Origin of the sequence: Afipia birgiae 34632 (genome assembly GCF_000308295.2) — a bacterium.
Taxonomy (GTDB): domain Bacteria; phylum Pseudomonadota; class Alphaproteobacteria; order Rhizobiales; family Xanthobacteraceae; genus Afipia; species Afipia birgiae.
Genome location: NZ_HG326654.1, coordinates 444,553 through 464,565, shown reverse-complemented (window position 1 = coordinate 464,565; position 20,013 = coordinate 444,553). Strand labels below are relative to the sequence as shown.

16 protein-coding genes and 2 pseudogenes are annotated in these 20,013 nt (G+C 58.9%); 12 read left to right on the top strand and 6 right to left on the bottom strand.

The annotated features are described in order from the left end of the window. Positions 1–421: 421 nt before the first annotated feature. A protein-coding gene (locus tag BN32_RS20830; protein WP_152343889.1) for an IS3 family transposase occupies positions 422–1,773 on the bottom strand; the annotation gives its coding sequence in 2 pieces (ribosomal slippage) (positions 422–1,428 and positions 1,428–1,773; 1,353 coding nt in all). Between the two features lie 20 nt (positions 1,774–1,793). Here BN32_RS20830 and BN32_RS20820 point away from each other — a divergent pair. The 4 genes from BN32_RS20820 to BN32_RS20800 all read left to right on the top strand — a co-directional run bounded on the left by BN32_RS20820 (position 1,794) and on the right by BN32_RS20800 (position 6,341). Next, positions 1,794–2,198: a sensor histidine kinase gene (locus tag BN32_RS20820; protein ID WP_283805255.1), complete on the top strand. Its 405-nt coding sequence runs from the start codon at positions 1,794–1,796 to the stop codon at positions 2,196–2,198. A gap of 113 nt (positions 2,199–2,311) precedes the next feature. Further along, positions 2,312–4,012 (top strand): DUF3300 domain-containing protein, encoded by a 1,701-nt coding sequence (locus BN32_RS20815; RefSeq protein WP_019196074.1) that lies wholly within the window; start codon positions 2,312–2,314, stop codon positions 4,010–4,012. Next, positions 4,009–4,974, top strand: coding sequence for a DUF2950 domain-containing protein (locus tag BN32_RS20810; RefSeq protein WP_040427137.1), 966 nt, complete (start codon positions 4,009–4,011; stop codon positions 4,972–4,974). Before BN32_RS20815 ends, BN32_RS20810 begins: the two co-directional genes overlap by 4 nt. A 15-nt stretch (positions 4,975–4,989) precedes the next feature. Next, a protein-coding gene (locus BN32_RS20800) for an IS3 family transposase (protein ID WP_152343889.1) occupies positions 4,990–6,341 on the top strand; the annotation gives its coding sequence in 2 pieces (ribosomal slippage) (positions 4,990–5,335 and positions 5,335–6,341; 1,353 coding nt in all). Positions 6,342–6,974: 633 nt separating this feature from the next. Here the strand turns inward: BN32_RS20800 and BN32_RS26420 are convergent. Then, positions 6,975–7,298 (bottom strand): annotated as a pseudogene (locus BN32_RS26420) (DUF992 domain-containing protein); the annotation flags it as partial. Between the two features lie 629 nt (positions 7,299–7,927). Here BN32_RS26420 and BN32_RS27875 point away from each other — a divergent pair. Then, a pseudogene (locus tag BN32_RS27875) lies at positions 7,928–8,850 on the top strand (invasion associated locus B family protein). A 29-nt stretch (positions 8,851–8,879) separates the two neighbouring features. On the opposite strand, the gene BN32_RS20785 reads toward BN32_RS27875, so the two are convergent. Continuing rightward, the gene (locus BN32_RS20785; RefSeq protein ID WP_019196079.1) at positions 8,880–10,367 is read right to left on the bottom strand and encodes a helicase HerA domain-containing protein; all 1,488 of its coding nucleotides are present in this window, start codon (positions 10,365–10,367) and stop codon (positions 8,880–8,882) included. A gap of 757 nt (positions 10,368–11,124) precedes the next feature. Here BN32_RS20785 and BN32_RS27150 point away from each other — a divergent pair. The 5 genes from BN32_RS27150 to BN32_RS20755 all read left to right on the top strand — a co-directional run bounded on the left by BN32_RS27150 (position 11,125) and on the right by BN32_RS20755 (position 15,697). Beyond that, positions 11,125–12,867: a coiled-coil domain-containing protein gene (locus BN32_RS27150; RefSeq protein ID WP_162161327.1), complete on the top strand. Its 1,743-nt coding sequence runs from the start codon at positions 11,125–11,127 to the stop codon at positions 12,865–12,867. Positions 12,868–12,983: 116 nt separating this feature from the next. Next, the gene (locus BN32_RS20770; RefSeq protein ID WP_040427373.1) at positions 12,984–13,955 is read left to right on the top strand and encodes a TAXI family TRAP transporter solute-binding subunit; all 972 of its coding nucleotides are present in this window, start codon (positions 12,984–12,986) and stop codon (positions 13,953–13,955) included. Then, positions 13,952–14,584 (top strand): hypothetical protein, encoded by a 633-nt coding sequence (locus BN32_RS20765; RefSeq protein WP_019196083.1) that lies wholly within the window; start codon positions 13,952–13,954, stop codon positions 14,582–14,584. The genes BN32_RS20770 and BN32_RS20765 overlap by 4 nt, the downstream gene beginning before the upstream one ends. A 24-nt stretch (positions 14,585–14,608) precedes the next feature. Continuing rightward, the gene (locus BN32_RS20760; protein WP_019196084.1) at positions 14,609–15,118 is read left to right on the top strand and encodes a DsrE family protein; all 510 of its coding nucleotides are present in this window, start codon (positions 14,609–14,611) and stop codon (positions 15,116–15,118) included. A gap of 195 nt (positions 15,119–15,313) precedes the next feature. Beyond that, the gene (locus BN32_RS20755) at positions 15,314–15,697 is read left to right on the top strand and encodes a GYD domain-containing protein (protein ID WP_019196085.1); all 384 of its coding nucleotides are present in this window, start codon (positions 15,314–15,316) and stop codon (positions 15,695–15,697) included. A 400-nt stretch (positions 15,698–16,097) separates the two neighbouring features. On the opposite strand, the gene BN32_RS20750 is transcribed toward BN32_RS20755, so the two are convergent. From BN32_RS20750 to BN32_RS20740, 3 genes are all read right to left on the bottom strand, one after another. Continuing rightward, the gene (locus tag BN32_RS20750) at positions 16,098–16,418 is read right to left on the bottom strand and encodes a DMT family transporter (RefSeq protein WP_019196086.1); all 321 of its coding nucleotides are present in this window, start codon (positions 16,416–16,418) and stop codon (positions 16,098–16,100) included. A gap of 99 nt (positions 16,419–16,517) precedes the next feature. Then, positions 16,518–17,267: a F0F1 ATP synthase subunit A gene (locus BN32_RS20745; RefSeq protein WP_040427370.1), complete on the bottom strand. Its 750-nt coding sequence runs from the start codon at positions 17,265–17,267 to the stop codon at positions 16,518–16,520. A gap of 310 nt (positions 17,268–17,577) precedes the next feature. Beyond that, entirely contained in the window at positions 17,578–18,315 is a 738-nt protein-coding gene (locus BN32_RS20740; protein ID WP_040427134.1) for a GntR family transcriptional regulator, read from the bottom strand. 231 nt (positions 18,316–18,546) lie between these two features. Between BN32_RS20740 and BN32_RS20735 the strand changes: the two genes are divergently transcribed. Next, positions 18,547–19,551, top strand: a complete 1,005-nt coding sequence (locus BN32_RS20735; RefSeq protein WP_019196089.1) for a zinc-binding dehydrogenase — start codon at positions 18,547–18,549, stop codon at positions 19,549–19,551. Positions 19,552–19,591: 40 nt separating this feature from the next. Further along, positions 19,592–20,011, top strand: coding sequence for a PaaI family thioesterase (locus BN32_RS20730; protein ID WP_019196090.1), 420 nt, complete (start codon positions 19,592–19,594; stop codon positions 20,009–20,011). Positions 20,012–20,013: the final 2 nt, after the last annotated feature.

Below are 20,013 nucleotides of genomic sequence, written 5' to 3'. Positions count from 1 at the left end.
TCCTCAAAGAGGAGACGGAAGGCAGACATGCATCTTGTCTCACGCTTTGCTCCCCTCTAGCCGATCAGCGCCCGACGCTACGAAATCGCAGTTGCCGCTTCAGGTAGCTCCAACTCAAGTTGCGATGCCAGGCAAACGCTTTGACGAGAATCGAGCAAGGAGCGGCAAATACCATGAAACCATTGCTACGGGAGATCCGAGAGACTCCGTTGCTGTGGATGCTGATATTTGTGCCAGCCGTGCTGATCGCAGCCAGGATCGTGCCTACCGCCCATACGCTCCTGTTCGTGCTCGCCGTCCTCGCAATCGTTCCGCTCGCCGCTCTTCTTAGTCATGCTACCGAAGCCTGTTCGTCGTCAGATAATTTGAGACTGATCAGGCATTTCGAGAAGGGAGGCTCTGGCTCATCAGGGGTTAGAGTTTAAGCGGCCTGCAGTCGGTGCTGCAAGCGGCGGTTTGCGATGGTGGCCCGCTTGATGCGGTGTCGTTCGGCGAGGATCGTCTCGGCTCTTCCAAAATAGACGTCAGCGGGCGTGAGGTTGTCGATGCTCTCGTGATAGCGGACGTGGTTATAGTGCACGACGAAGGCCTCGATCTGCCGTTCGAGATCTCCAGGCAGATAGTAATTGTCGAGCAGAATGCGGTTCTTCAGGGTCTGGTGCCAGCGCTCGATCTTTCCCTGGGTTTGGGGATGATAGGGGGCGCCGCGTACATGCTCCATGCCCTTGTCTTCGAGCCACGTGGCTAGATCGCCTGCCACGTATGACGCTCCGTTATCCGAGAGGAGTCGCGGCCGGTGCATGACGGTGGCGCGATCGAGACCCGATGCCGCGAGCGCCTGGTCGAGCGTGGCCGTGACGTCGGAGGCGCACATCGTGGGACCAAGCCTCCAGGTCACGATGTAGCGCGAGAAGTCGTCGAGCACGGTCGAGAGGTAGTACCAGCCCCAGCCGGTGATCTTGAGGTAGGTGAAGTCGGTCTGCCAGAGTTGGTTGATGGCGGTGGTCTTGTCCTTGAACTCGTTCGCCGCCTTGATCACCACATAGGCCGGGCTGGTGATGAGATCGTGTGCCTTCAGCAGCCGATAGACCGAAGCCTCCGAGACAAAGTACTTTTGCTCGTCGGTGAAGCGAACCGCCAACTCCCGCGGCGACAGCTCGGGAATCTCCAGCGCCAGGTCGATGATCTGGCGGCGGACATCGTCGGGAATCCGATTCCAGACGCGGTCGGGTCGTGAACGATGATCAGCCAGCGCCTCAGGCCCGCCGTCACGATAGCGATCATACCATCGGTAAAAGGTGGCGCGGGGAATACCGAGTTTGTCCAGGGTGCGCTTGGCCGGCAGATGCGATTGCTCGACCAACTGGATGATCTCGGCCTTCTCGGATGCAGGATATCTCATGCCTCGTCCTCCCCATCCCCGTTCAGACTTTTTTTGAGCAGGCGGTTCTCCAGGGTGAGGTCGGCGACCGCCTCCTTCAGAGCCGAGGCTTCACGACGAAGGTCCTTTACTTCGCCGGAGGTCGCTGCGCGCGCCGTGTCGCCCGCCAGCCGGCGCTTGCCGGCCTCGAGGAACTCTTTGGACCAGCCGTAATACATCGAGGCAGCGATGCCCTCCCGGCGGCAAAGCTCGGAGATATTCTCCTCGCCGCGCAATCCCTCCAGCACGATGCGGATTTTCTCTTCCGCCGAATACTGCCGGCGGGTCTGACGCCGAATGTCCTTCAGCACTTGGTCTGCCGGCGCTTTGTCCGGCCCGGATTTCTGTTTCATCTGCGCTCCTTGCGGCTACGATGAACCAGAAATCCTCCCTTCGTGAAGACCCTCAATTTGTCTCAGGGGTGCCGACGGCGAACAAGCTACAGCAAGTCATTCTGAATCTGATTATTAACGCGATGGACGCGATATCTGACACTCAGGCAAAGAAGCGCGAAGTCAGTGTACTCACGAACCTTTCCGGTGCCTTCGCGGAAATCAGGGTTAGCGACACCGGTCCCGGTATTTCGGCGGATAATCTCAAGAACGTCTTCGATCCGTTTTTCACCACGAAACCGCAGGGCATGGGCATGGGGCTTGCGATTGTACGCACCATCGTCGAGGCGCACCACGGCCAGATTTCCGCGGCAAATCATGCGTCCGGCGGCGCGCTTTTCACGATCCGGCTTCCGGTCGCCCGCGGTCGATCAACTTCGGCCTGATACAAACCAGCCTTGCGCTGCAGCAAGGCGGTCCAACCGGTTTCTTTGATCTCTATCAAAGAACGTCGTCTCCCCGGACCGATGCTTGCTGCGATGAGCTCAAGGAGGGTGTGATGTTCCGCTGCGGCAAGACCCTGATCGCGCTCGCGTTGCTGATGGCGACTCCTGTAGCCGTCTCGGCCCAAACGACCGACAATCCGCCTGCTCCTAGCAGCACGCCGCAACCGGCGACCCAATCACCGCCGAGTGCAGAGCTGCTGAAGCCCCAGCAACTCGAGGCGCTGGTTGCACCGATTGCGCTCTATCCCGACGAATTGCTGGCAAATGTACTGGCGGCATCGACCTATCCGCTGGAAGTCGTGCAGGCTGATCGTTGGCTGAAAGCGCGTAAGAGCTTGAAAGGCGATGCGTTGAAGACGGAGGTCGAGAAGCAGTCGTGGGACAGCAGCGTCAAGGCGCTCACGAGCACCTCAGACGTCATTTCGATGATGAGCGACAAGGTCGACTGGACCAAGAATCTGGGCGATGCCGTTTTGGCGCAGCAGGCGGATGTGATGGATGCGATCCAGCGCCTGCGTTCGAAGGCCTATGATAACAAGAAGCTGGTCACCACCAAGCAGCAGAAAGTCAGCGTTCAGACGCAAGAAAGCAAGCAGGCGATCGTTATTGAGTCAGCGGATCCCAGTACGATCTACGTGCCGTACTACGATCCGGCGGCCGTCTATGGAGCTTGGCCTTACACGGAATATCCACCCTATTACTTTGGGTACCCGTCTTATATCGGCGCCGGCGTGATCGCCGCGGGTCTCGCCTTCGGCGCTGGCTGGGCGATCGGACGCTGGGGCAATTACTGGGGCGGCGGATGCAACTGGGGCAACCGCAACCTCTACGTCAACCAGCACAACAGAATAAACAACATCGGAAACAACTGGCAGCACAACCCGGCACATCGCCAGGGCGTGCGATATAACAACGCGAATGTTCAGCAGCGCTTCGGCAATAGCAATCTGAAGGCCGGCGCGTCTAACCGGATGGATTTTCGTGGCCGCGATGGCCAGCAGGTGCTTCGTCCGGGACAGGATCGGCCGGGCGGCGGAGATCGCGCTGGAGATCGGGGCGGTGACCGCGTTGGAGATCGCGCCGGTGACCGTGCTGGCGATCGTGCGGCCTCGCGTGATCGGCCGGGTGCCGATCGTGGCAATCGCCCGAGCACAGCGGATCGCGCCAAGGGGAGTGCCAAGGGGAGTGCCAAGGGGAGCGCCAAGGGTGGCGGTGACCGCGCGAAGGCCGCCAACCGCGCCGGCAACGCCGCGCGCGGCGGCAATCGCGGCTCCGCCTTGAACGTGTCGTCGGGCAGGATCGCTGCTGCGCAATCAGCCCGCGGTCAGGCGAGCTTGGGCGCGCGGGGTGCCAGTTTCGCCGGACGTGGCGGCGGCGGTGGGGCGGCATTTGCCGGCGGAGGCGGTGGTTTCCGCGGCGGAGGTGGTGGCGGCTTCCGAGGTGGCGGAGGTGGAGGCTTCCGCGGCGGCGGCGGTGGACGGCGCTCCGACATCGCACTGAAGCAGGACGTAGTACTACTCGGTCATCTCGCCAATGGACTTGGTTACTACCGCTTCAGCTATCTTGGCAGCAGCAAGTCCTATGTTGGCGTGATTGCGCAGGAGGTGCAAACCTTGGCGCCGGAAGCCGTGACTCGCGGCCGGGACGGGTATCTCCGGGTTTATTACGAACAACTGGGACTGACGCTCCGCACCTACACCGACTGGCTTGTCAGCGGTGCAAGGATACCCATGCCAGCGGAGGTCTTGCCATGATCATGCTCAATTCTCTCCGTCGCACGGTTTCAGTGGGCCTCGGTGCAATAGTGGCAATGGCGCTGTTGACCGGTGTTTCTCAGGCGCAGCAGTCCTTTTCTTCGCCGGAGGAAGCTGCAGCGGCGCTGGTTGCTGCGGTCAAGACCGGCACGAGGCGCACCATTCTGAAGGTTCTCGGCAAGGACGCGGAGGACATTATCGAATCCGGCGATGACGTTGCCGATGCAGACATGCGCCAGCGCTTCCTCTCGGCTTATGACGCCAAACATTCCGTCAAGGCCGAAGGAAACAAAAGGGCTACGCTCATCCTGGGCACGGACGATTTCCCGTTTCCGATCCCTTTGGTGAACAACAACACTGGCTGGGAGTTCGACCCGGCTGCAGGGCGTACGGAGATTCTGTATCGCCGCATCGGACGCAACGAGCTGAGTGCGATTCAAGCCTCTCTGGCCTTCGTAGATGCCCAGAACGAGTATGCCGAGAAAGATCGCACCGGTGCGGGGGCGGGAATCTACGCACAGCGCATCGTCAGTAATCCGGGCAAGAAAGATGGGCTGTTCTGGCGCGACGACAAGGATCCAAGCCCGCTTGGTGAATTTGCGGCGCAGGCTTCAGCCGAAGGATACAAGGCTGGCGAACAAGCCGCGCCTTATCATGGATACTACTTCCGGATCCTGAAAGGGCAGGGATCCGATGCGCCGGGCGGAGCTCTGAGTTACGTCGTTAAGGGAAAAATGATGGGTGGCTTCGCGCTCATCGCTTATCCCGCCGAGTATGGAAATTCCGGCGTCATGACCTTCTTGGTCGACCATAGCGGTACCGTCTACCAGAAGGATCTCGGACGACGGACCGGAAGTATCGCTAAGCGCATCGAGCTGTTCGATCCCGATCAATGTTCGCCGTCGGCACCCCTGAGACAAATTGAGGGTCTTCACGAAGGGAGGATTTCTGGTTCATCGTAGCCGCAAGGAGCGCAGATGAAACAGAAATCCGGGCCGGACAAAGCGCCGGCAGACCAAGTGCTGAAGGACATTCGGCGTCAGACCCGCCGGCAGTATTCGGCGGAAGAGAAAATCCGCATCGTGCTGGAGGGATTGCGCGGCGAGGAGAATATCTCCGAGCTTTGCCGCCGGGAGGGCATCGCTGCCTCGATGTATTACGGCTGGTCCAAAGAGTTCCTCGAGGCCGGCAAGCGCCGGCTGGCGGGCGACACGGCGCGCGCAGCGACCTCCGGCGAAGTAAAGGACCTTCGTCGTGAAGCCTCGGCTCTGAAGGAGGCGGTCGCCGACCTCACCCTGGAGAACCGCCTGCTCAAAAAAAGTCTGAACGGGGATGGGGAGGACGAGGCATGAGATATCCTGCATCCGAGAAGGCCGAGATCATCCAGTTGGTCGAGCAATCGCATCTGCCGGCCAAGCGCACCCTGGACAAACTCGGTATTCCCCGCGCCACCTTTTACCGATGGTATGATCGCTATCGTGACGGCGGGCCTGAGGCGCTGGCTGATCATCGTTCACGACCCGACCGCGTCTGGAATCGGATTCCCGACGATGTCCGCCGCCAGATCATCGACCTGGCGCTGGAGATTCCCGAGCTGTCGCCGCGGGAGTTGGCGGTTCGCTTCACCGACGAGCAAAAGTACTTTGTCTCGGAGGCTTCGGTCTATCGGCTGCTGAAGGCACACGATCTCATCACCAGCCCGGCCTATGTGGTGATCAAGGCGGCGAACGAGTTCAAGGACAAGACCACCGCCATCAACCAACTCTGGCAGACCGACTTCACCTACCTCAAGATCACCGGCTGGGGCTGGTACTACCTCTCGACCGTGCTCGACGACTTCTCGCGCTACATCGTGACCTGGAGGCTTGGTCCCACGATGTGCGCCTCCGACGTCACGGCCACGCTCGACCAGGCGCTCGCGGCATCGGGTCTCGATCGCGCCACCGTCATGCACCGGCCGCGACTCCTCTCGGATAACGGAGCGTCATACGTGGCAGGCGATCTAGCCACGTGGCTCGAAGACAAGGGCATGGAGCATGTACGCGGCGCCCCCTATCATCCCCAAACCCAGGGAAAGATCGAGCGCTGGCACCAGACCCTGAAGAACCGCATTCTGCTCGACAATTACTATCTGCCTGGAGATCTCGAACGGCAGATCGAGGCCTTCGTCGTGCACTATAACCACGTCCGCTATCACGAGAGCATCGACAACCTCACGCCCGCTGACGTCTATTTTGGAAGAGCCGAGACGATCCTCGCCGAACGACACCGCATCAAGCGGGCCACCATCGCAAACCGCCGCTTGCAGCACCGACTGCAGGCCGCTTAAACTCTAACCCTGATGAGCCAGAGCCTCCCTTCTCGAAATGCCTGATCAGTCTCAAATTATCTGACGACGAACAGTTCAAGGAAGAGTCGCTCTGGAGCCGCGAGTTGTTCACACGCTCAATCTTTCGCAACGACAGGCTCAACGTGAAAAGCAACCTGTTCTATTGGGATTTCAAGAATGCGCAGCATAATATTTCCGTTGTGGCTTTGACGAGCATGCACTGTCGTGGCTTGGTGCTCCATTGCTTCTGCCGGTTACGGATGCGTTATGCGTGAACTAGCTGCTCTTGACCGGCAATCCGGCCAGGTTCGTCAGGGACTCATGCAGCGCGATCACTGGCGGAATCGCAAAAAGCGGCTCAGCCACCCAGACATTATCAATGAAGTCGAAGGTCTCGACACCCTTGGATCGCGCGCGAGACAATCAGCGGGATATCGGTCTTGGCGGCCGTTTTCTCTTTGTTTGAGATCGACGAAATACATCCGATGGTACATGCAACCGTCAGACATATATCTGGAGTGAAGGTCACACCTGCCGAATAGAGCGCGGCGCGCACTACCGCGGCGCCATTTTCAGACAAGAATTCGCAGGCGCGCTAACGCAAGGTCAGTCGCGACACTCTGACCGCAAGGTTCACGCCAGTCTGACCCTGATAGAGAGCGGCTGCAGCGAAATCGAGCGGTTAAATCCGCCTACAAGAACATTCGCACCTGCGCCGAAGCCAAAGGAAGCATCCCCACCTGCCCCAACGTAGTTTCCGGCGAGAGTACTGCGCTTAACGCGTGATGATCGTGCAGAGAAAACTACCCATAGCAATCTGGATCCGCCTGTTACACCAATGTCGAGACCAACGCGCTTCATCGTGCCAGAATAAGTGTATCGCCGACCACTCTGAAAAGAACGAAACGTGCAGCTAAGCCTTTGGTTTGAGCCGACGATCAATCCAACGCTTGGTCCACCGCTACATGTTCACCGGCTGGGTACGGGATTCTTGCGCATTGGCATGTGACGCGCTCATGACCAGCGAAAGACAAAACAGAATCGGTATCCCTCTCCGCATTCTCATCTCCTGTTCGAGAAGAGCAGCCGTTATCCATCATCGATGGATATAACGGCGCCCAATTACACGTCCGGTTCGAGCATCGATCGTCAGTCGCAGAAAGTCGCGCCGACGGCGACTTTCGCCGGTGACGACCCAGTGCCGTCCTCGCAAATCGGCGTGTCTAACGCGGCTAAGTCCGTTTCGCTGGGCTATTCTAATTGCCTCCGAACGACCTACGCGATGCGATCGTCGATCGATGCGAACGCCATCGCGATCGATGGTGAGGCTTTGCGCGGTTGCGCTCGAAGCCACACGCGGCGTCAGTTCCGCAAGGAACACGGCACCGGTCACTAGGCCGAACGCTAGCAGCGAGCTGTAAGCACTTCAGCGTCCAAGACTAGCAAGGCGCCCGACATTAGCAACAGCGCTGTGACCGCCTCTCTCAGTCGAGTGGTCCGTTTGGAATTTTAGTCTGGAACTTGATTTCCGGATTTGATTGCTCTGCATCTCAGTCTTCCTCTCAGCGAGAGCGTCGGTGCCGAAGATGTATTTTGTCGATTGCGGCGCGGGCGTTGGCTTCCTCGACGGCACGACAAATCTGCCGCCACACAACGACAGGATTACATTGATCAACCAGATCTCCGGCTATGCGATGACAGCCACGGGCGACGACGACACGGTCGACAACTACGGCGCCATGATCGGTTCGGTCAATCGTGGAACGGGCGTCAACGTCTTCAACGAAGAGGCCGCGGCCTTGTTCGATCCGGGTGCGAGCGTCATGCTGGGTATGGGAAATTTCCTCACGAATGCCGGAACGATGTCGCAGGGCGCGATTTGGCTATGCGTGAACGGTGTGATGGATGGCACGATGAGAAAGATAAGATGGATACCGGTTCTTGTTGCGGGGGCCGTTTGCGTTTCTCCAGCCGATTGTGCCGTCGCGCAGCAGCCGCTGCAGCAAAAGGCGACGAAGTCGATGCCCGCTGCGCCGAAATCATCGGGAGCCCCGACGGCAGCGGGCAGTTCAGCGCCGGCCGATAGCAGCGTACCCCCTCAGCCGGTATGGACATCGCGCTGCTCCAGTGACGGCAGGAAAGCGGCGCTTCTCTGTGAAATCGAACAAAGTCTCTATATCACCAAAACGGGACAGCTGGTCGCTTCTGTCAATGTGAAGCTGCCTCTCGACACACGCCAGCCCGTGATGATGATTCAGCTTCCGGTCGGATTGTTTCTTCCAGGGGAGTCAATTTCCAGATCGATGAAGGAAAGCCCCAGGCACTCGTAATTCAAACCTGCGATCTGAAGGGATGTTACGCTGCGACGCCTGTTTCGCCCGGACTGCTGGGATCGATGAAGTCCGGAAAACGTCTCTCTGTTATTTTTCAAAACTTGAGCAAAGAGAATGTGAATCTTGCCTTTGTGCTTTCGGGTTTTGCCGAAGGCTATGATAAAATCAGCTATTGATGGCGCCCCTGGGCGAGACCGCTGCGGCCTTAGTCCACAGGTAGTTCTTCCGCATTGGGGTCACCTGGTGCCGTCGCCCAGGCGAGTTCGACAAGCGTCACGATCCGCCGACCAGCACCGTCAAGCTGGCAAACGATGAGGCCCTGTTCCTCGATGTAGGTCAGCAGACGCCGTGCACGGCGCAACGAGTGTGAGCCATAGGCGCGGGCAATTGCGGCATCGTTCGGGCAGGGCCAACCTTCCTTCGCGGCACGGGCGATCATCATGAAGACCCCCTGCATATCCTCGGGCAGAATGGAGGCGCGGATGGAGACATCCTGCCACGCGTCATCTTCTGCCACATCGGAGCCGAGCCCAGCGCGAGCGCGCGTCAGCATGCGACGGAATTCAGTCAAGTCCGGTACGGCCGAACCAAGGCCCGCTATTCGGCAGCGGACCACGAATTCCTGATAGAGGACGCCGATTGCACGAAATCCTGCGTCCGGTTCAGCCATAACGGCGCATAGAATCTGGTCCACCCGCTCGCGCCGCTCCGCCAGTTCTTCCGCGCTGAGTGACTGCTCCGCCGCTTCGGGACGGATCTCCAGCGCCGCGGACTTCGCCGCCATGAGCTGACCGAGGAGGTCTGGCGACGACCGGCGTTGGGGCCGGGTATTCTCGGGTGGAGGGGCTGCCAGGATAACGGCGCGCGCGTCCTCCAGCGTCGCTTCCGGCAGCGGCAAAAGTCGCGGAGTCGCATTGCGTGGCTGGGTATCCGTTGGACCGATGCGGAGCCCCAGGGGACGGCGGGAGAGGGCCGGGCCCAGCGCCATGAATTGCCCGCGTTCAAGATCCCGGAAGGCGTCTGCTTGTCGCCGTTCCATGCCCAGAAGGTCGGCGGCGCGCGCCATGTCGATATCCAGAAAGGTTCGGCCCATGAGGAAATTGGAAGCCTCGGCAGCGACGTTCTTGGCGAGCTTTGCCAGTCGCTGGGTTGCGATGATGCCCGCCAGCCCGCGTTTGCGGCCACGGCACATCAGGTTAGTCATGGCGCCGAGAGAAAGTTTGCGCGCCTCGTCCGAAACCTCCCCTGCGACTGCGGGCGCGAAGAGCTGTGCCTCATCCACCACCACCAGCATGGGGTACCAGTGGTCGCGGACGACTTCGAAAAGTCCGCCGAGGAAGGCGGCGGCGCGCCGCATCTGATTCTCGGCATCGAGGCCTTCGAGATTGAGCACTGTGGAAATGCGATGGATGCGCGCACGCTCGCCGGCGACCTGCAGGCCCCGCTCGGTATGGTCATCGGCATCAATCACGAGGTGACCGAAACGGTCGGCCAGCGAAACGAAGTCGCCTTCGGGGTCGATAATGGTTTGCTGCACCCAGGGGGCACTCTGTTCCAGCAGCCGGCGCAGCAGATGAGATTTGCCGGAACCCGAATTGCCCTGCACGAGCAGGCGGGTTGCCAGAAGTTCTTCCAGGTCCAGAGCCGCCGACGCGCCTGCCGTCGTGTGTCCCATCTCGATTGCAACGGTCATGTCTCGACTCAAAGTCTCCCTGCGAAGAGGGCTTATCAACCTGATCGCAGCCCGTCGAGCACCCCATGTCCGAGCACCCTGTGTTCCGCATGGCTCTGACGTAAGCATCCCTGCGACCCGGCGAGCGCGAAAGGTCGTCCAGAAACTGTCATCGGCGAACGACCGTAGTTTATCGCCGAGCGGGTGCGGGTGGTTCGCTTGTAGCGGAGTTGGCTTAGTCAAGTTTGCGGGCTGCACCCACCGATGGTCCGAATCTTAGCTTTCGGGTGGCGGGATGAAGCAGAGGATGCCTGCCTCCGGCGTGTAGCACAACACTGCGCCCCCGGTTGGGTTGCTGTGCTCATCGAGTATCCTCTCTGCCGGGACCCGGAGCCAAAAAATCGCTGAGACATGCCACTTGTGGTCAATCTTGACCTCATAACCTTGGCTATCCCGGCGCACTTCAGCGGTGCGGCAATCCGCGATTGAGCAACATTCCGCACCCGTTCCCGGCTGCCTCAAACTCTTGAACCAAGGGACCAATGCCGGGTCGGCGTTGTCGGGAGGCAGGGCACAGAGAGGCGTGTTGGACAATGCGAACGCCATCGCTCCTGCAAGTAGTGTTCGCACGCTGACCTCCGTAAGGACTGTGCGGCTTTTAGATCCTTGCCCCGATCATACCAGCGACGTGCTGAGCGGCGCTCATTTTCCAAGGTCTTGATGGTCTCTGAATTTTCACGCGACATGGAGCAGAAATCCAAAATGAACTGAAAACCGATTGCGGGAACTCGGGGCATTTGGCGCTCTGACCCATAGCCAAAAGGATTATCTTGGGTCGGCTACAAGTGGAATAAAGTCTGTAAACGGTCGGATAACACTGTCAGAACAGGCGTCTCGCATGCGCCAAGTGATCGACACGGCCCCGAGGGACGGGAAAGTCGTCATTCTTGAAGATGACGCGAGCGGAACCTATGACGTTGCTCAGTGGTCAATTGAGGCTGGAAACTGGATCGGAGAGAACGGAGAGCCAAGCAAAATAACGCCGACACATTGGTATGCGATGCCCGGCGACAAATATGCCCTGCCAGAGGATTCTCAGGTCGGGCCGTTGGCGTCGCGGAGGCGCGGCTACAACTTCTTCCATCCCTTCAACTTCTTCTCCTCTGACAGGTCTGCGCCACGACAGTCAGCGGCAGCCAGTGACGCGATTGAACATCGACCGGTTGCGAACGCGGTATCCATGAATGCGGTAGTCGAAGCACAGACGTCACCGGTCATAGCGATGCACACGCCGCACACACGCGGGCGATTCGCTGCTTCTTCGATCACCGTAATCATTATCGTAGCGGCACTCGTCGGTATGTATCTTTTGCGCGCCGAGCCCGAGACCCGATACGCCGGTCATTTGGATATCGCTCGAAGCGGCACGGCCGGCGCAAAGGCCGTCGATCAAGAAATCCGCCGTCCACAGGACTCGCGGAACGTCGACCCGGTAACGTGGGATCTTGCGCCACTTCAGCGGCAGGCCGAAGCCGATCGGGCAAACACTCAGATGCCGGCGGGGGAGGAACTGGCGCAGTTCAAGCAGGTGGCAGAAAGCGCTGCGGAGATACGGCAAGCCTTGCAGCGCGAGCACGACAGGGCCGAAGCCCTCGCGCGGGAACTTGCAGCAGCGCGCCTCGAGATCGACGCGCACGCAGCGTTGTCAGACAAGGAGAAGGACGAGGCGGGACCGCTCAAGCAGGTAGCGGAAAGCACCGCGGCGGAGATGCGGAAATCCTTGCAACGCGAGCGCGACAGGGCCGAAGCACTGGCACAGGAGCTCGCGACGGCGCGCCGCGAGATCGACACCCACACAGCGTTGTTAGACAAGGAGAAGGACGAAGCGGCACAGCTCAAGCAGGCGGCGGCGAGCGCTATGGAAGGATTGCGCCGATCTTTGCAACAGGAGCACCACAGGGCCGAAGCACTGGCACAGGAGCTCGCGACAGCGCGCCGCGAGATCGACACGTACGCGGCACTATCAAACAAGGGAAGGGACGAAGCGACGAAGCTCAAGTTGGCGGCGGAGAGCGCTACGGAAGGATTGCGACAGTCTTTGCAACAGGAGCGCAACAGGGCGGAAGCGCTTGAGCGCGAACTTGAACTCGCTCGCGGCAGGGCTGATCCGCGCATTGCGTTTCAGCCTGCGGCGAACAGTCCGATAGTGGTCGCGGCGGAGCAGCATCCTGCCGCAGAATCGCAAGGTAGTCCGGAAGCCGCGCGGTTGATATCGCGCGCCAGCGCGCTGCTCCGTCAGGGTGATATCGGCGCCGCGCGGGTAGTGCTTGAGCGTGCTGCCCAGACGGGAAGTGCGCAAGCAAGCTTCACTCTCGCAGAGACATATGATCCCGTCATTCTCTCCGCTTGGGGGACATATGGGACGCGCGGCGATACGACGAAGGCGCGCGAATTCTACGCAAATGCTTATGCCGGTGGCATTCAGGAAGCGAAGGATCGAATCAACGCGTTGCGGCAGTAGGGCCGGCGGTGATGGCGGGTAGTCGGAAAGCTGAATTTGACGCTCATGAGGGCTCATTGGTGAGAAAATTTCTTAGACCACGCCTATTGCTTTTCCTTGCCGCGTTGGTTCCGGCCATGCTGGCGCTTCAGTCAGTCAATGCCGATGCACAGACGCAAAGCGACCGTTCGCCACGACGTGTCCCGGCGCATGAGTCGGAAAAAGAGAAGATGAATGCCTGGACGGTCGGCCTGGCCGGTGGCTTGCTCGAGGGTGCACCAATCCGTCTTGCTGCAGAGATTGCCCGCGTCGTCGATGACGGACCAAATATGCATGTCCTCCCCATTGTCACCCGGGGGGCTACGGAAAATCTGAACTCGCTCCTTTATCTGCGTGGCGTCGATATGGCGATTATCAATTCCGACGCACTCGAAGAGTACAAGATTCAGGTACCCGAAATCCGGCGACGGATCGCCTATCTTCTCAACCTCTTCCCGTCGGAACTGCATATCTTCGTGAGGCCGGAGATAGAAAGCCTGCAGGATCTTGTTGGCAAGAAGGTGAATTTCAACACCCAAGGCACGGCAGCAGCCTATTCAGGTCCGCTGATTTTCAGCCGCCTCGGTATTAACGTCGAAAAGACCTTCATTCCCCATCAGATCGCGCTGGAGCAGATGCGCAAAGGCGAAATGGCGGCTGTCGTTTTTATCACGTCGAAGCCGGTTGATGCCTTCCTGCGCGGAGGATGGGGTACTGGTTTCAAGTTCCTGCCGGTGAACTACGAAAGCAAGTTCGAGGATTACTATCTTCCCGCGGGATTGGAGGCGAGCGAGTATCCCAATTTGATCAAGCAAGGCGACCGCGTGCCGACGATCGCGGTGCCGACGGTTCTCGTCGCCTTCAATTGGCCTGCACAGTCGAACCGTTATCTGCGCGTTGCCCGTTTCGTCGATTACCTGTTTTCCCGGATTGACCGGCTGCAAGCGCCTGGTTTCGATGCGAAATGGAAGTCGATCAATCTCGCAGCGTCGGTCCCCGGCCTCGCACGTTTCTCCGCAGCGCAGGGATGGCTGGATCGTCAAGCACGCGGAGGGCAGGCATCCCGATGAAAGCCGCTGGGATTCCCCTATCTGTTGCATTTGAGGTTGCAACCGGAATCGCTTTTGCACAAAGCGCTAGCGACCCAATGGTAAATCTTCGCGCCTGCTCCCTGATGGAGCGCGTGGAGCGGCTAGCGTGCCTGGATAGGCTATCGCGCGATATTGCGCCGGCGACTGGCACGGCACTGGATGGCCGCAACTGGATTATCAGCGAGACCACTTCACCTGTTGACTATACGCCGATCGTCGCTGCCAGGAGTGCTTCTCGTGGTGGCCCGAACAGTTCATCCATGGAGCTCTCCATTCACTGCCGCGCTGGTCGCACTGAATTGGTGGTTACAGGACCAGCGACCTCACGCGTTGGCGAGGAGTACACCATATCCTATCGTATCAATGAGGATCGACCGGTGCAGTTTCTAGCGGGCTCGCCAACGTTTGGAGCAGGCGCAGCATTCCGCGGTGATGTTGTGCACTTTCTGCTGTCGCTCCCCGAAAAGGGCGGCATTGCCGTTCGTCTCTCCACCCGGGGTGGTGCCGCCCATGACGGGTATTTTTCCCTCGACGGATTGAAGATAGTCCGAGACAAGATAGCCGCAGCGTGCAAGTGGCCTCGCGCGGTTGCCAAGCCACGCAATTGATCGGTCCTCGAACTAGCGCGGGAGATGGTGATGATGGAATTTGGACGATTTGTCAGTGCAGTAGCAGCAAGCCTCATAGCCCTGCTCATCGTTGCGCCATCCTGGGCGGCGCAGGAAAGGAAGCAGGCGACACCGCAGACGTCGAAGCGGCCTGCTGCTGAAAAGAAGCAGCACCAGCTTGTCTTGCAGGTAAATACAAACGAGCCCGCGATGATGAATCTCGCGCTCAACAATGCAACGAACGTCGCGCAGTATTATAAGGACATCGGCGAGAAAGTGACGATCGAGATCGTCACTTTCGGTCCCGGCCTGCATATGCTGCGCGACGACACTTCGCCGGTTAAGGCGCGGATCACGGCGATCGCGGTGGACAATCCAGCAATCTCCTTCAAGGCCTGCGGCAATACCCAAGAAAATATGAGCAAGGCCGAGAACAAGGAAATTCCGCTCGTTTCAGAGGCGAAAGTTGTGAAATCCGGCGTTGTGCGCGTCATGGAGTTGCAGGAGCAGGGATGGGCATATGTCAAGCCTTGATGATGTGCCGAGCTGGACAGCCCGCCTCAGAGCGCTTGTGCAACGAGTGGTTTCTCTTCGGTTCAATTTGCGCATCGGTACGAACGTCCGTTTCGCCTCGAACTTGGGATCGGACAACATCCAATGAATGTCGGTTGGGAGTAGTAAGAATGCGCCCTGAGTTGGATAGAACTGGCGAATGCAAAGGAGACCAGCATGACGATCTACATTTCTCAAGGTCGTTACACCGCCGCTGCTATCAAGGGGATGTCTGCGAAGCCGGAGGATCGTTCCGAGGCGGTTGCGGAGTTGTTCGCTGCCGCCGGTGCTCGATTGATTAGTTGGTATCTGACTTTGGGTCCCTATGATTGGCTGATCATAGCGGAAGCGCCGGATGAGCCAACGATGATTTCAGCGGTGCTTGCCGCCGCGGCTGGCGGAAGCCTTTCGGACATAACCACAACCGTGGCGCTCACGGCGAGTGATACGAAGAAAGCCTTCCAGCGGGCAGGCGAGCTCACTCAGAAATTCAGATCGGCGGGCCAAGCCGATTACTACGGAGTAGGGATCGATCCGAGTCGTGAGATCGGTGAGGCCTGAATGCATTGCTGCTGCTGATATGGGAACACGAGGTCGTCGGCAATTGACATTCCCGCTGCTGCTTTGCAAGGCCGGGAATCGGAGCGCCGGTCTCTGGCTACATGAGTACGTTGTTTCGTCCATACAATCGGCCGCGTCATGGTGTCTGCCGCGAAGATCGCGATGGTCGCGCTTGAAAAGTGTCCGCCGGCGCGCATGCCGGCTACCGATGCTATGTTGACGATGTTGCCCCACTCTCATGCCGATTATACGGTGCGCAAATGCCGTGCAGGCAATGTAGGTGCGCCATTGGTCTACGCGCACGATGTCGCGTGCGCCGGGCGCACCATTCGCATGGGAATGACCGCAAATTTTGATCGCGCCTCACGGCATGATGCTTGTGCATCGCACGAGCACCAGATTAGGCCGACGTTGAGAGCTTCATCATAACGAGACCGGAAACAATCAGGATCGCGGCGCCGATACGCATCATTGTCATCGCCTCTCCGAGGACGATGATCCCGACAAGGAACGCGCCTATGGCCCCGATGCCTGTCCAGATCGTATAGGCGGTCCCGAGGGGAAGTGTTCTCATGGCGATGGACAGCAGCGCAAAGCTGCCAATCATCATGACGATGGTGATTGTGCTCGGAACGAGCTTCGTAAAGCCCTCCGATTGCTTCATCGAATAGGCCCAGACGATTTCAAGAATGCCGGCCGCTACCAGATAGATCCATGCCATTTTCAACTCTCCATTGGGCCGGGCCGTCCCGGTCATTGCGCCCAAAATGGGGAGGTCGTTCCTCTGAATTTGAATACCGTGCGGCTCCTTGGAGCCAAGCTAGTGTCCCGGGTGCAGGGCGTCGTTGAGGTACATGCAGGTCAGCATAGTAAAGACGTAGGCCTGGATGACGGACATCAGCAGTTCCAGCGCGGTAAGAGCCAACACCATTAGAAACGGCATCGTCGCTCCGAGAATGCCCAGTGTTCCGAGACCGCCGAGACCGACGACGAAACTCGCGAATACCTTCAACGTGATATGTCCCGCGAGCATCACCGCGAACAAGCGTACCGAATGGCTTACGGGTCGCGACAGATAGGAAATCACTTCAATAGGGACAATGAACACCGCGATATATGGCGGAATGCCCGATGGCAGAAAGAGCCGAAGGAAGCCAAAACCGTTGCGCATCACGCCGTAGATGGTGACCGTTAGAAACACCATCATTGCCAACGCCAAGGTCACACTGAGATGGCTCGTGACGGTGAAAGCGTAGGGGAGCATTCCGAGCAGGTTCGCCACCAGAATGAAGGTGAACAAGGAAAAAACCAGCGGGAAAAACCGCATTCCCTCTTCGCCCGCGTTTTCGCGCACGGTTTTCGCGACGAACTCGAACAGAAGCTCCGAAGCGGCCTGCCATCGTCCTGGCACCAAGGCGCGTCGTTGCGTTGAAACAAGCATGAAGAGGCCGATCATGCCGACCGTCACGAACATGTATACCGTCGAGTTCGTGATACTTATTTGCTGCCCGGCGATCTCGCCGAGTTGCAGAATCGGCTTGATTTCAAACTGTTCGATCGGTCCGGCCATGATGTCCTGTCGCATGCAAAAGAATCGCGTCCGGTGAGCCGGCGCGGTTCTGAGCGGAGCATGATGAGGAGGAGGCGTCCGACCCGGAGCGACTATCCCAACATCTCTCCAAGAGATGTGGGGTCGTCCCCGACGAAGCTTAAGCAATACGGGTCGTCCCGTAAGCAACGCTGATATTAAACGTCTGCTATCGGCTTTTCAAGACGTCAGTCTGAGTGTGCGTACTGAAAATCCAACAGTGTCGATCAAATTGCGGATTTCCTAAGTCGATACGGAGTTTGACGTTTAGCGCATGGCTGGTTTGCTCGGCCTACAAAAACCGTTCCTTTTCAGCTACGCCGATCTTTACATCGAGAAGCGACGCGCTTGAAAGCAAGGCGTCCAGAACCATCGCGCGTGAGGAGCGTACCTGGTCGATGGTGACGCGTTCCGCGGTAGCGGCATCGCCTTCGGCGAGGGCGTCGATAAGCGATTGGTGCTCGGAATGCATTTCGCTGCCTCGATCCCGGAGCGAAAGACCGAAGTGAAACATCCGCTCCAATTCGACAAGCGTCTGGTTGAGCACCGCGATCAATCGATCATTGCCGCTCGCTGCTGCGATTGAAAGATGGAAGTCACTGTTGCGCTGAAGGAAGACAGCTTCGCTCTCCTTGTCGCCCGGCTGATAGTCGGTTCGGCACAGCCGGTCCAGTCGATGGAGGTCTGCGGAATCCACCCTTCCCGCCGCTAGCCTCACGCAGGCCACTTCGACAATCTCGCGGAGCTGGAAAAGATCGTTCAGGTCTCGCAGCGTAATGGGCTTGACCCTGTAGCCTTGGCGGCGAACGGGTTGGAGCAGGCCGATGAGCGACAGACGATCAACGGCAGCGCGTGCTGCCGCGCGGCCCACGCCAAACTGGCCGGCGAGATCGACCTCGGTCACGATTGAGCCGGGCATTATTTCACAGCGCACGATGGCCTTGTGAATGGCGTCAAAAGCTATGTCACTTTGCCGCAAGCCGCCCTTCGTTTCCTTAGGCGGTTTTCCCATTGATACGACATGTCCCATATCCGCACCTGAACATATCAAGGCTCTATTTGCAAGCTTCCTAGGGGGTAGGAGTTTGATCTGGCTCCGGCAGGAGGGCTTTACGGCGCCAGTTCCCTCGGTATTTCGCCGCTGTGGCGCAGTTGCTCTATGCACAAGGGTGATCAGATATACTGGACAGGACACTTTAGGACATCTATAGACTGATGTTAGAACATATCACTGGGAGATACTAAGATGTCGAAGGGAACAATGCGCGCTCTGGTTTTGGAAAGCCACGGCGGGCTGGAAAATCTGAAAGTCGTGAACGATCGGCCAATTCCGGCTGCCGTCGAAGGCCATGTGGTTATCCGCGTCGGCGCTTCTTCTTTCAATTATCATGACGTGTTCACGGTGCGCGGCATGCCCGGCATCAAGGTGCCTCTTCCGGTGGTGATCGGTCTCGATATGGCCGGCGAGATTTCCGAGGTCGGTCCCGGCGTCAAGGGTTGGAGCAAGGGCGACCGCGTTCTGGTCAATCCGTTGAACAAGAAAAAGGGATTGTTGGGCGAGATGATGGACGGCGGCATGGCGCAGTACTGCCTTGTCGACGCCGAGCAGCTGATCCGGATGCCGGACGATGTTTCCTATGAGGACGCGGCCTCGCTGCCGGTGGCTTACGGAACTGCGCATCGCATGCTGGTGACTCACAACACGATCAAGAAGGGCGACCGCGTTCTGGTGCTGGGTGCATCGGGCGGCGTCGGCACGGGTTGCGTGCTGCTGGCCAAGCTCGCTGGAGCTGAGGTCATCGCGTGCGCCGGTGGCGAAGACAAGATGCAGCGCCTGCGCGATCTCGGGGCTGACCATGTCATCAACTACAAGGACGTCGACTTTTCGAAGTGGGCGATTGAAAAGTACGGCAAGCCGCAGCGCCGTACATATGAAGGTGGCGTCGATGTGGTGATTAACTTCACCGGTGGCGACACCTGGGTGCCTTCGTTGCGTTGTCTGAAGCGCGGCGGCAAGCTGCTCGTTTGCGGTGCGACCGCCGGTCACGATCCCAAGGAAGATCTGCGTTACATCTGGAGCTTCGAATTGCAGGTCATCGGTTCGAACAGCTTCTACGACGACAATCTTGCGGATCTGATGCGGTTGATTGCGGAAAAGAAGCTCAAGCCGGTTGTCGACAAGGTTCTCCCGCTTGATCAGGCCGTTGATGGCCTGCGGCTGATTGAGAACCGGGAGGTCCTGGGCAAGGTCGTGATTACGCCTTGAGCTTGGCATTCCGTCAAACAACCATAGCGAGGGATCGATAATGACCGAGAAGCTTACTCCTGCGGCCGTCGAGGCCATGTTGACGCGCGGACCTTTCCATCAATGGCTTGGCCTGCGCGTCCAGAAGGTGGACGAAGAGGGCATCGAGTTGACCGCCACCTGGCGCGAAGAGTGGGTGGTTAACCCGGATCGCCGCTATACCCATGGCGGCATCCTTGCGGCCTTGGTCGATCTCACGGCCGATTGGGCTTTGGTTGCCCACACCGGTCGCGGTGTCCCGACCATCGACATGCGTGTCGACTATCACCGGGCGGCAATGCCCGGCGACCTGACTGCAAAGGGCCGCATCGTGAAGCGGGGCGGCCAGTTTTCGGTCGCGGAAGCCAGCGTTTACGACAAGGACGGTGCCCTTCTCGCCAGCGGTCGGGGAGTTTATCTCACCGCTCCCCCCAAGGCCTGAGC

Coding starts and splice junctions, on each gene's coding strand:
- BN32_RS20820 (WP_283805255.1), top strand. CDS start 1,794: ATGAACCAGAAATCCTCCCTTCGTGAAGACCCTCAATTTGTCTCAGGG.
- BN32_RS20815 (WP_019196074.1), top strand. CDS start 2,312: ATGTTCCGCTGCGGCAAGACCCTGATCGCGCTCGCGTTGCTGATGGCG.
- BN32_RS20810 (WP_040427137.1), top strand. CDS start 4,009: ATGATCATGCTCAATTCTCTCCGTCGCACGGTTTCAGTGGGCCTCGGT.
- BN32_RS20785 (WP_019196079.1), bottom strand. CDS start 10,367: ATGACCGTTGCAATCGAGATGGGACACACGACGGCAGGCGCGTCGGCG.
- BN32_RS20770 (WP_040427373.1), top strand. CDS start 12,984: ATGCTGGCGCTTCAGTCAGTCAATGCCGATGCACAGACGCAAAGCGAC.
- BN32_RS20765 (WP_019196083.1), top strand. CDS start 13,952: ATGAAAGCCGCTGGGATTCCCCTATCTGTTGCATTTGAGGTTGCAACC.
- BN32_RS20760 (WP_019196084.1), top strand. CDS start 14,609: ATGGTGATGATGGAATTTGGACGATTTGTCAGTGCAGTAGCAGCAAGC.
- BN32_RS20755 (WP_019196085.1), top strand. CDS start 15,314: ATGACGATCTACATTTCTCAAGGTCGTTACACCGCCGCTGCTATCAAG.
- BN32_RS20750 (WP_019196086.1), bottom strand. CDS start 16,418: ATGGCATGGATCTATCTGGTAGCGGCCGGCATTCTTGAAATCGTCTGG.
- BN32_RS20745 (WP_040427370.1), bottom strand. CDS start 17,267: ATGGCCGGACCGATCGAACAGTTTGAAATCAAGCCGATTCTGCAACTC.
- BN32_RS20740 (WP_040427134.1), bottom strand. CDS start 18,315: ATGGGACATGTCGTATCAATGGGAAAACCGCCTAAGGAAACGAAGGGC.
- BN32_RS20735 (WP_019196089.1), top strand. CDS start 18,547: ATGCGCGCTCTGGTTTTGGAAAGCCACGGCGGGCTGGAAAATCTGAAA.
- BN32_RS20730 (WP_019196090.1), top strand. CDS start 19,592: ATGACCGAGAAGCTTACTCCTGCGGCCGTCGAGGCCATGTTGACGCGC.